This window comes from Butyrivibrio sp., from assembly GCF_017635265.1.
GTDB lineage: Bacteria > Bacillota > Clostridia > Lachnospirales > Lachnospiraceae > Butyrivibrio.
Genome location: NZ_JAGBLU010000118.1, coordinates 35,137 through 46,676, shown reverse-complemented (window position 1 = coordinate 46,676; position 11,540 = coordinate 35,137). Strand labels below are relative to the sequence as shown.

At 39.9% G+C, this 11,540-nt stretch carries 10 protein-coding genes; 8 read left to right on the top strand and 2 right to left on the bottom strand.

What is annotated here, in order from left to right:
- The 7 genes from J6O61_RS14875 to J6O61_RS14845 all read left to right on the top strand — a co-directional run.
- Nucleotides 1-313, top strand: a 313-nt coding sequence (locus J6O61_RS14875; RefSeq protein ID WP_292214806.1) for a sigma-70 region 4 domain-containing protein, incomplete at its 5' end; no start/stop codon positions are given.
- Nucleotides 291-509 (top strand): helix-turn-helix domain-containing protein, encoded by a 219-nt coding sequence (locus J6O61_RS19770; RefSeq protein WP_442861709.1) that lies wholly within the window; start codon nucleotides 291-293, stop codon nucleotides 507-509. The genes J6O61_RS14875 and J6O61_RS19770, both read left to right, overlap by 23 nt.
- Before the next feature lie 214 nt (nucleotides 510-723).
- Entirely contained in the window at nucleotides 724-972 is a 249-nt protein-coding gene (locus J6O61_RS14870) for a hypothetical protein (RefSeq protein ID WP_292214804.1), read from the top strand.
- A 14-nt stretch (nucleotides 973-986) separates the two neighbouring features.
- Nucleotides 987-1,151 (top strand): SHOCT domain-containing protein, encoded by a 165-nt coding sequence (locus J6O61_RS14865; protein ID WP_330613795.1) that lies wholly within the window; start codon nucleotides 987-989, stop codon nucleotides 1,149-1,151.
- Between the two features lie 69 nt (nucleotides 1,152-1,220).
- Complete coding sequence (locus J6O61_RS19765; RefSeq protein ID WP_330613794.1) at nucleotides 1,221-4,538, top strand: extracellular solute-binding protein; 3,318 nt, start codon at nucleotides 1,221-1,223, stop codon at nucleotides 4,536-4,538.
- Between the two features lie 73 nt (nucleotides 4,539-4,611).
- Nucleotides 4,612-5,649 carry an alpha/beta hydrolase family protein gene (locus J6O61_RS14850; RefSeq protein WP_292214802.1) on the top strand — a complete coding sequence of 346 codons (1,038 nt, stop codon included), beginning with the start codon at nucleotides 4,612-4,614 and terminating at the stop codon, nucleotides 5,647-5,649.
- A gap of 46 nt (nucleotides 5,650-5,695) precedes the next feature.
- A complete protein-coding gene (locus J6O61_RS14845) occupies nucleotides 5,696-6,715 on the top strand; it encodes a pectinesterase family protein (protein WP_292214800.1) in 1,020 nt (339 codons plus the stop codon).
- A gap of 13 nt (nucleotides 6,716-6,728) precedes the next feature.
- On the opposite strand, the gene J6O61_RS14840 is transcribed toward J6O61_RS14845, so the two are convergent.
- Nucleotides 6,729-8,411: a GGDEF domain-containing protein gene (locus tag J6O61_RS14840; protein ID WP_292214798.1), complete on the bottom strand. Its 1,683-nt coding sequence runs from the start codon at nucleotides 8,409-8,411 to the stop codon at nucleotides 6,729-6,731.
- A complete protein-coding gene (locus J6O61_RS14835; protein WP_292214796.1) occupies nucleotides 8,404-10,125 on the bottom strand; it encodes a GGDEF domain-containing protein in 1,722 nt (573 codons plus the stop codon). The genes J6O61_RS14840 and J6O61_RS14835 overlap by 8 nt, the downstream gene beginning before the upstream one ends.
- Nucleotides 10,126-10,189: 64 nt before the next feature.
- Between J6O61_RS14835 and J6O61_RS14830 the strand changes: the two genes are divergently transcribed.
- Nucleotides 10,190-11,533 (top strand): CCA tRNA nucleotidyltransferase, encoded by a 1,344-nt coding sequence (locus J6O61_RS14830; protein ID WP_292214794.1) that lies wholly within the window; start codon nucleotides 10,190-10,192, stop codon nucleotides 11,531-11,533.
- Nucleotides 11,534-11,540: the final 7 nt, after the last annotated feature.

Below are 11,540 nucleotides of genomic sequence, written 5' to 3'. Positions count from 1 at the left end.
GGAGGCATTGGATGAGAAGCGCTTCGGAGAGTTTATGACAGCGGAGGACGAACATAGCTTTGAGGATGGCATTGAGCTTGAGATCACAAATATGAGGATCCGAATCAATGACGATTTGATAAGAATACTGCTAACGGGACTCACGGAAAGGGAAGCGCAGGCATTGATACTTCATGAGGCTTTTGATTATGACTATGCCCAGATAGGTGAGCTTCTCGGAATCTCTCCAGACAGGGCAAAAGCGTATAAGTATCAGGGACTTAAAAAAGCGAAAGCGAGGGCAAAGAAGCATGGCAGGAAAAATAAAGATTGACTACGACATGATAGTCTCTGCCCGGAGCGGGAACATGGTCGCTATGGGATGTATACTTGAATGTCTGAGTCCACAGGTGGAGTCGATATTGAGGAGTGTAGCACCGGGGCTTTCAGAGGAGACTCTGAAGGATTGCAAGCAGGAGGTCTTAATCAGTCTGATAAGGATTATTCCTAAATTCAGACTGAAATATTAACAAGTGAACAGGGCTTTCTGACATTCTTACGCTTTTGTATTTGTCACTCTCATAAAGTCCATAAGAGTTTGGTGTTTTAGCAGGCACGGTGTCTCTTATAGGCTTTTCGGACTGACAAGTCTGATGTAAGAATTACCACCTAAGCGGTGGTATCGAACTTTGAAAACTGAATATCGTTGATCCTGCAAGACGTATGGAATGTGGAGCTTGCTAAGTGGACTATGCGATGACCCGTGTTTTTCGGCGAGCGTTATCTGTTCTGGCTAACGGCAGTAAGGGCTGCCGTGGCGATGATACTTCCAGTGATAATGATACATTTTCCCAAGGGAAACCAATTAGCGAAGGTGGTGCAACGCCAATGTGGGTTACGAACCTGGTAACTACTTGCAGGATTTTTTTGAATGTCTGTGGGCAAAAGCTTATCTGTGAAGCAGACAGGCTTTTGCCTGCAGATATTAATTAATGAAGAGATGAGAAGTGGAGGTGGTCGCTATAGATAATAAGAAGCTATTACGTTATAGCATTCAACTGTCCATGCTAAAACAGCTCCTTATCAAACACCTGATTGATGATAGGGAATATAAAAGAATATTAGCGGTGCTTATGCGAGATTATGGCGTAATATCTGATCTTAAAACTTGACTTATCTACCGTATTATTTTATATTTGACGTAGTACATTACGATAGTGATACAAAAATGAGAGGTGGATATGGAAGTTGAAGTTATAAAAGCAAAGACAAACTTTGACAATTCTGCGGCGGTAGGCAGAAAAGACCGCCTCAGAGTAGCTGCGTATTGTCGAGTAAGTACTGCGGATGAAGAGCAGATCAAGAGTTATGACTCTATGGTTAAGTATTATACCGATTTAATAAAGAAGAATCCCGATTGGAAATTTGTTGAAGTATATGCTGACAAGGCTTCTACCGGAACCAAAGCAGAGACGAGAGAGAACTTCCAAAGGCTTATAGCAGACTGCATGGCTGGTAAGATCGACATGGTTATTGCAAAGAGTCTTTCGAGGTTTGCAAGGAACACACTGGATACCCTAAAGTATGTGAGGCAGCTCCGAACAAAGAATGTTGCTATTTATTTTGAGGTTGAGAAGATTAACACTATCAAGGATGGCGAATTCCTTCTTACCATTCTAAGTTCTGTGGCACAGCAGGAAGTAGAGAACACTTCTGCATATGTAAAAAAGGGTCTTAAGATGAAGATGAAGCGGGGTGAGCTTGTAGGATTTCAGGGCTGCCTTGGCTATAAGTATGATATAGAGACCAAAACGATATCGGTAGATGAAAAGGAAGCCGAAACTGTCAGATATATGTTTGAAAGATATGTGGCAGGAGCCGGAAGCACGATGATTGCCAGAGAGCTTAATGAGCAAGGCATCATGACTATACGGGGTAATCCTTGGACATCTTCAAGCGTCATGGGGGTTATCAATAATGAAAAGTATACAGGTGACATTCTGTTAGGAAAGACATTTACTGTTGATCCTATAACTAAGAGAAGGCTTGATAATCTTGGAGAGGAAGATCGCTTTTTTATAAAAAATCATCATGAGCCAATTATCTCACATGAGACGTTTGAAAAAGCGCAGGCTCTGAGAGAAAGACGTAACGGTGGAAGACAGCACCATGTTGAGATTGGCAAGAGAGAAAAGTACAGTAGAATGTTTGCGTTTAGCTCTCTTATAGAATGTGGTTTTTGCGGTGGTCATCTCACAAGAAGAAAATGGCACAGCTCATCCAAGTATAAAAAGACTATTTGGCAATGTGTTACATCTACGAAGGGTGGCAAAAAGCTATGTCCCGATTCCAAGGGTATTCCGGAGCAGGTCATAGAGGAAGCGTTTATAGAATCATATAGACTTTTGTGTTCAGATAATCAGGAAGTAATGAATGAGTTTCTGAGTAGGATAGAGAAGACTCTTGGAGATGATGCCAACGAGAAGAACTATCAGAAGGCTAAGAAAGAGGTCAAGCAATACAAAGAAAAAAGAAAAAAACTTCTTGATAAATATGTTGATGACGGGATAGATAAAGAAACCTATATGTCAATGGATGCTGAATATGAGGTTAAATATGCAGAAGCACAGTCTCAGCTTGAATACTATGAAAAGCAGGTACAGGGAGACGATAGTCTTCGCAAGAGAATAGAAGGCTTCAGAAAGACTCTTACTCAGAATCAGGTTCTTGAAGAATTTGATAGAGCGGTTTTTGAAAGTATTGTTGAAAAAGTCATTGTCGGAGGGTACGACGATGACGGAAATGCAGATCCCTATAAGGTCACTTTTATATACAAAACCGGATTCAAGGATAGCTTCGATCATGCTAAAACAAAGTTTGGTCCGAAGAGTAAAAAGAGCGACGAAAATGTGTCCTCAAATAGTAGTGTACATCAGGAAAATCAGTGCTCAAATCATAGTGTAGACACAGGATGTGGCAGCAGTGCTGACACACAACAAGAGGTATCAACAGGGGAGAACAAAACAGAGACAGTTGATGCTGCAATTGAAAACGCATCAACAAAGGTAGAAGAAAGCGGATTCAGTTACACAGGAGAAGGACCGATTTCTGAAGATGGCGGAACGATAAAAATTCTCGCTCAGACATCTAACTATTCTAACGTAGATATCACACAGGCACCTATTGTACAGAAAGTATTCGAGGAAGCAGGAGTTGAACCAAACTGGCAGCTTCTTGATTACAACAGCTATGCAGAAGCAATCACACTTATGCTTTCAGCAGGCAATATCGATGCTGATATTGTTAAGATTCCTGATAATGATCCCAATCAGGTTTACATCAAATCAGGAATGTTTGTTCCGCTTGATGAGTACTTCGAGTATATGCCTAACTTTACTAAGTGGTTAAATGAAAACCCTGTTCAGAAGGCTGAGCTTACTGCTGAAGATGGTCATATTTATTATGTTGCAGGCGTAAATGTAGCTCACGACTATCAGCCGGTGCTTATGTTCAATCAGGTATGGCTTGATAAAGCAGGTAAAAAAGCTCCCGAAACACTTGATGAATTCGTAGAACTCTTAAGATATTTCAAAGAGAACGATATGAATGGAAATGGAGATGCATCTGATGAAATCCCTATGTCAGTTATGAGCGAATTCCTTCCATATATGTTCGGACCGGCATTCGGACTTGATCTTGTAAGCGGATTCCAGGCTGATGAAAATGGAACAGTTACATATGCGGCAGCAGATTCAGAAAATTACCGCAAGTATCTGGAGTTCCTGAACAGCCTTTACACAGAAGGCCTTCTTGAAGTTGAGTTCACTTCTCTTGACAGAGACAAGGTTATTGAGAGAATTTCAAATGATCTTACAGGTGTTGCATTCGACTATAGCTGGGCTATGTCAATGATGTATTCAAATGTTCTTCCATATTATGATGGAACTGCAGCTACAGCATTTGTAGGAGTTAAGCCACTTTCAGGAGAACATGAAGGCTTCTATGTAGGAAGAAACTTCCTTTCAGGTATGTTTGGTGTAAGCTCCAAGTCAAGCCAGATTGAGCTTGCATGTAAATTCCTTGATTACTCAATGAGCGAGCATTGTCAGGACTACTATCAGTGGGGTATTGAAGGCGAGAGCTATGTAGTAAACGCAGACGGTTCAAGAGAATACACAGAACAGGGTAAAGATAATGACTGGTTACAGCAGTTTGGTATCAATCCTTCATTTGTTTTCCCGGCACAGCAGTCTGTAGAAGCAACAGATATTCTTGTAGCTGACTGGCATGCAGAGATTAACGCTGATATGCGTCAGTATGTTGTTGATCCTTGGCCGATGATTTATGCAACTTCCGATGAAAGTGATACAATCAATATGTATCTGGAAGATATCCAGACAAATGTTGATGAGAATTCTACAGCGTTTATAACAGGTACAAAAGATATTGCTACAGAATTTGACGGATATATTTCCGGACTTGAAGCACTTAATCTTCCTGAACTTGTAAGTATCCGTCAGCAGCAGTATGATCGTTATCTAAAAGCTTTGAATAATTAAAGGTTGAGAAATAAAAATGGAAAGCATTGCTAAAACATTACATATCAAAAAATATTATGGATGCTTGGAGGCGATGCAGAAGCGCTTTGATGAGCGCGCGAGGCAGGATGCGTTTTGCGGCAGCAGTATAGAAGATTTCATTAAATGGAAAAGCGAAAGCCGCAAGACGTTGACTGACCTTCTCGGATTAAATGTTATGGAAAAGTGTGATCTTAGTCCGTGCATTGACGAGAAGGTGCAGTTACCTGCCTCTTTTAATGCATCCGTTATTACAAGAGAGCATCTTATTTTGCAGGTTGAACCCGGAATATTTATGACAGTTTTTTTACTTATTCCGGAGGAAGTAGAACATCCGGAGTGTTATATTGCACTTCCCGGACATATGGGAGCAGGAAAATACAGCGTAGCAGGTTGCACAGATATACCGGCAGTAAAAGAAGCGATTGAGAGATTTAATTATGACTACGGACTTTCACTTGCCAAAAAAGGTTTTGTGGTAGCGTGCCCTGATTGCAGAGGATTTGGCGAGAGAAGAGATGAAGCTCTTAGAGACGACAGCGAGTCATCTTTTCTTAACAGTACCTGTTTTCATTTGGCTCATATGGCAGAAGGGCTTGGGGAAACTGTGTGCGGAATGTGCACATGGGATGCCATGCGGCTTATAGATTATATGATTGACCGTGGAAGCCGGGAAGGATGGAATACGGATACTCTGGGATGCCTGGGATTTTCAGGAGGCGGGATGCAGGCGCTCTGGGCGGCTGCAATGGATGACAGGATAAAAAAAGTTCTGATAAGCGGATATATGTACGGGTATAAAGATTCACTTCTTACGCTTAATGGAAATTGTAACTGCAACTATATTCCGCACTTGTGGGAGCATTTTGACATGGGGGATATAGCATCGCTTATAGCACCCAGAAAGCTTTTTATCCAATCCTGCAGGGATGATCATTTAAATGGTCCAAGGGGGCTTTTAAATGTTTATGAGCAGATTGACATCATAAAAAAAGCATATGAGTTATATGGAAAAGAAAATGAAATTGTCCATGATATAAGGGATGGAGAACATTGTTTTCATCAGGAAATACTTGAAGAATTTTCCAAGTGAGTTATAGTAAAATAAAATTGGCATAAACAAGAACAGGGGACTACATATGCTTGAAATAAGTGTAAAAAAGCAGGATGGAGATTATTCCACAATTAATGAGGCCATTCAGGCTGCTCCATATGAAGAAGATACCGTAATCCGTATAGGAGAAGGTGTTTTTTGCGAAAAAATATTTTGTGAAAAGAGCAACATTACTTTCATAGGCGAGGGAATCGACAAAACAATACTAGAGTATAATGATGGCGCTTTTGATGAAATGGAGGATGGCACAAAACGCGGAACTTTCCGCACAGCAACAGCTTTCTTTGGCGGAAAAAGAGTTGTCGTAAAAAATATGACCATAAAAAATACTGTCGGTGACGGAAGAACTCACGGTCAGGCACTTGCAGTATATGCGGATGCGGAGGAGTGTATATTTGAGAAAGTTAAGATGACAGGATATCAGGATACACTTTTTTGTGCGCCGCTTCCGTTAACCGAGAGGCAAAAAAACGGATTTATGGGACCAAGGGTGCTTACTCCCAGAAAAATGACAAAGCAGTATTACAAAAACTGTGAGATATACGGTGATGTAGACTTTATTTTTGGCGGAGCAGATGCGGTATTTGATGACTGCTTTATACAGTGCAATAACAGAAAACTTCAGCCTCATGATGAGGATGACAGCGAGAGATTTGTAAACGGCTATATAACAGCAGCCTGCGGAAGCAAGGATAATCTTGGATTTGTTTTTAGAAATTGCGTTGTAAAAGGCGAGGATGGCTGTGATAAAGCGTCTGTATTTTTGGGGCGCCCCTGGAGAGAAGAAGCAAAATCGGTATTCCTTGATTGTAAGATGGATGATGCGATTGCTCCTGAGCGTTTCTCCGGATGGGGAGGAATCACCAAGGATGAGCCCGCAGCAACTTATGGCGAATACAATACAATAAGTCTTGTAGACGGAACCCCAATTAGTCTTTCCAATAAGAACAGCTGGGTAAAAGATATAGATGCAGATACATATAAGTCAATAATTGAAAAAGCAGATTTACTTATTGCCAGTATAAAAAGAGAAGCCGGAAATTGAGCCGGCTTCTCTTTTATCTTGCCATCATTTTGGCATAGTGCTTACGCTTATAGTCATACATTCTTTTATCTGCCAGCATAAATACTGCATGGGCATCTTTTTCGGATGTCTCGGTGCGGAATGCATATCCATAGGAAACACTGTGGTTTATTTCAGGATCTTCCTCGTCAAGATCAAGCAATTTTTTATCAAGCAGTTTAAGAAGTGAATTTAGAGTATCACTATCGGTATTTTCGGTAACTACCAGAAATTCGTCACCGCCTATGCGATAGCATATTCCGATGTCCTTAAATGTTTCCAAAAGCGTTGCAGCAAAAGATTTTAATAATCTGTCACCGGCGGGATGACCGGCATTGTCATTGACTTCTTTTAAGCCATTTAGATCAAGACTTATCAGGCAGAAATCGTTCTCGGTTTTATCAAGTTCAGCAAGCTTTTCATCACTTTTTACCCTGTTAAACAAGCCTGTGAGACTGTCTTCAAAAGCTATCTGGGAAAGAGAAGCATATTCTTTTCTCTGGGCAAAAGAACGGGTCATAAAAATAAAGTAGTTAAGTAACTGCGTTATAACGAAAAATATTGCACCGGTAGGAATAGAAACAGTTGCAATAAAGCTTTGTCTGTAGTCTACAAAGCGCATCGATAGCGCAATTCCTGCATAAAGTATCAGACAAAGGCTAAGAACAAAAAGACCAAGCATTATTATGCTGACCGAAGCATTTATTTTCCGGTTTTGAACATCCCGAAAAACATAGAAGAAAAAGATGAGTATTCCTGCAAATGATAAAGCATAATACGGATATAAAAAGTGGTTTATATGAACAATATTAAGGATATGAAGCAAAATAAACAAAACAGAGAAGGCAAATGATGAAAAGCCCATGATTTTTAATATTGTGTTATCCTGTCTTTTATGCAGCTCATTAAGCAGTAAGTATATACAAGGAATTATCAAGTATATCGACGAATAAGAAATCAAAGAGGATATAGATTTATTAATGATAAAAATCGATACGTCGAAAGCAGTAACAATCCACAATCCCAAAAGTACACTTATAAACGAGCTGATAATCTGAACCTTAACACCGGAGGTCCTGAGATAGAATGTCAGCGATATTACCAAAAACACCTGTCCAAAGAGAATAAGAAAAACACCTGTGAACAGAGGGAAAATTGCGCTGTAGATAAGTTTTCTTACCAGATCATCAAAATTTCCTATTACAGGGCTTAAAATATCTGCTTTGGTATTGTTCTCTGTGACATAAAGTTTGATGGAGATTTTTTTGCCGACATAGTCATCTCCCAAAGGAACCATGTTATATCCGGTTCCGACAAATCCGTTGTTGTCGAGAGCTTCAAGATCACAAGAATCAACAAGCACATCATCAAGATATAATTCGTAGGCGCAAAACTGCGTTTTAAAGAAAAGAAAAGGATAGTCGCACTCTAAATCCGGGAGAGGTTTGTTAAGACTAAGCGTTATTATATCACCTCTGGAAAAAGTATAGCCAATCTGATCACTTAGGTGCTCAAGATTAGTATTGATATAGCGTTGATCTCTATATGTAACCACCCAGCCATTTTCAAGAGTTTCTGTACGGTAGTGGGGAGTAAATTTAAAAAAGTGCAGTGAAAATGTTGTTATAAGTATTAGTATTACACCCGATAATCCCAGAAAAGACAATAACTTACGCATTTTCAGTCTCCTTTCCGGCATTATTTCTATGTTCTTTTTTCATCTCATACATTCTGGAATCGGCGAGCATATATACCTCATTGGCAAGACCGTTAGGTACTTCATAGCTATAGGCATAACCATAAGAAGTGCTGTATTGAAAGGCCTGCTCTTTGCTGTTCCATTCAGTAATTATATTGTACAGCTCATGTATTCTTTTGGTGCAGTTTAGCGCATGCTCATCAGTCATTACCACTATAAACTCATCACCACCCATTCGGCCGATCAGGTTAGCGTCCCAAAAACATTCAGATAAAATAGTAGCAAATCCTACTATGAGACGATCGCCTTCATGATGTCCCAGAGAATCATTTACCTGTTTTAACCTGTTAAGATCCAGACTGACAATGGTATATGTTCCGCGGTCTTCAGACAACATGGCCATAACCTGCTCACAGCGGGCTCTGTTGGCAAGTCCTGTCAGAGCATCGGTGTAAGCAAGATTAACGATATGACTTTGGAGTGTATCGAAGTTACTGCTGTATATATTATAGTAAAGATAGCTTATAAGCAGGCAGGATACAAAGATCAGTGCGCCGATTGTTGTCAGGGTTATTTCAGAATTAGTTTCTCCTTTTGCCGAATAATACTTGTTATAGTTGTAAATAATTATGTCCACAAGAGCTGCAATCATAAAAATTGACAGTCCCAAAAGGAAAATCGTATCTGAAAGAAGCATTTTTTTATCTGAAGAGACTTTCTTGCCGATAAGCCTTTTGCTGATCATAAACATTGCGATACTGCTTTCGATGGCCGCTATAACATGCAAAGTCATTGTAAAATCCGTAAAGCGGACAATCTGAGTAAAATGCAGAATTATGGCAATAAAAAATAAAACCATGTTAAGTGTGAACATGCCAAGAAAGAGTTTTTTCTTTTTACCGGAAAAAACAGACATCAGATATCCCAGAATGCATGTCGGAATATTGTAAAGTGATACATATTCGCAAATGGTATTTATACCTGGCTTACCTATAAGTATATTTATCAGACCGTAGTAGGACATTATATAAAATCCAAGCATAAGTGATATAAATCCACTAAAGAAAAGCCTGAAATCATTGTTGTGATAAAATAGAAGGTAAGGTGAAAGAATAATTAAAAGAAAGCCTAATGAAATAAGGAAAATTCCTGATAAAAGGCTAAATCTTCTGACAAAAATTCCGGCAATAAAAACATCGCTTCTTTCACCGACAAAAAAATCTGAAAGACCGGAGAATGCTGAAGCTTTGCTTCCTATCAGAGTTATTTTGATGGTTTTGCCGCTGTATTCTCTTTTTAAAGCAACTGCAGGGTGGAGCTTAGGCACTGTCTGACCGGATTCATAAGCATCCTTCCCGAAGGAATAGATGAGTTCATCGTCTACATACACTTCAATAATTGAGTGAATTGCGTAAAAAGCGATACAAGGGGCGGTATAATCCGAAAGGTCAGGCAGGGTTGTTATCATATCAACAACGTCGCCTTCGTTAATTACACCGATTTTTGTGCTTTGGGGATTATGTGAATCAAATGTGTTGCCATTTAGGGAAATTTGCCAATTATTATCAAGAGCAATAATTGGTGCCTTGAATGGAGCTGCAATCTTTGAGAATGAACCAAGGAGAATGAGCACACCAAACAATACGGCAAAGACCAGGGCAACAAATATATTACGTTCATATTTGTATTTCATTTTTTGTCCTCGCAACTATAAGACAAGTATACACTTTTTAGCCATATTAAGCTATTATGAAGGTATGAAGATTAAATTACCGGATAATGTAAAAATGATATTGGACAGACTCCACAGAGCCGGATATGAGGCATATGCTGTTGGAGGATGTGTCAGAGACAGTATTTTGGGAAGAGTTCCCGGAGATTGGGATATCACTACCAATGCCCTTCCTGAGGATACAAAAAAGCTTTTTAAACGGACGATAGATACAGGAATTGAACACGGAACTGTCACTGTGATGGTGGATAAAGAAGGCTATGAGGTCACAACCTACAGGATAGATGGCAAATACGAAGATTCCAGACATCCAAGCGAAGTTACTTTTACAAAAAGTCTGACCGAGGATATGAAGAGGCGTGATTTTACAATAAACGCCATGGCCTACAACGAAGAGGAGGGACTGATCGATCGTTTTGGAGGACTTGAGGATATAAAGGAACGTGTCATCAGATGTGTCGGTAATCCCAAGGAAAGATTTTCGGAAGATGCGCTTAGGATAATGAGAGCTGTAAGATTTTCGGCACAGCTTGATTACAGAATCGAGAATGAAACCAGAGAGGCAATAACTGAGCTTGCAGAAACACTTAACAAAATAAGTGCTGAGAGAATACAGACAGAGCTTGTTAAGCTTCTTTTATCGGATCATCCTGAAAAGCTTATGACAGCCTATGAGCTTGGCATTACGAAAGTTATTATGCCGGAGTTTGATAAATGCATGGATACTCCGCAAAATAATCCGCATCATATGTACAATGTCGGTGAGCACATAGTGAAATCGGTTCAGAATATACGTGCCGACAAATTGCTTAGACTTACTATGCTGATGCATGACATGGGAAAAGCTGATACAATAAGTATAGACAATGATGGAATATGTCATTTTTATGGTCATGCAAAAGTCAGCGAGGACATCGCAGGGAATATATTTAAACGGCTTAAATTTGACAGAGATACCATGGACAGGGCATGCAATCTTATCAGATACCATGATGACAGATTTCCGGCAACGCCAAGGAACGTGCGGAGAGCCATGAACAGAATTGGCAATGATTTTCCGCTGTACATAGAAGTCAGATATGCCGATACTTTGGCACAGAGCCAATTTGCCAGAGATGAGAAGCTAAAACTCATTGATGATACTTTTAATTTATACCAGGAAATAATAGAAAAGAAAGAAGCAGTAACAATAAAAGATCTTGCTGTTAACGGGAAAGACCTTATGGGGGCAGGGGTGTCCCAGGGAAAAGAAATCGGAAGAGTATTAAAAGCAATGCTTGAGGATGTACTTGATGATCCCGGGCACAACAGCAAAGACTATTTATTAGAGCCGGAGCGCCTAAGAAGTTTTCTTGAAGGATCAGATTAAGTGAGGG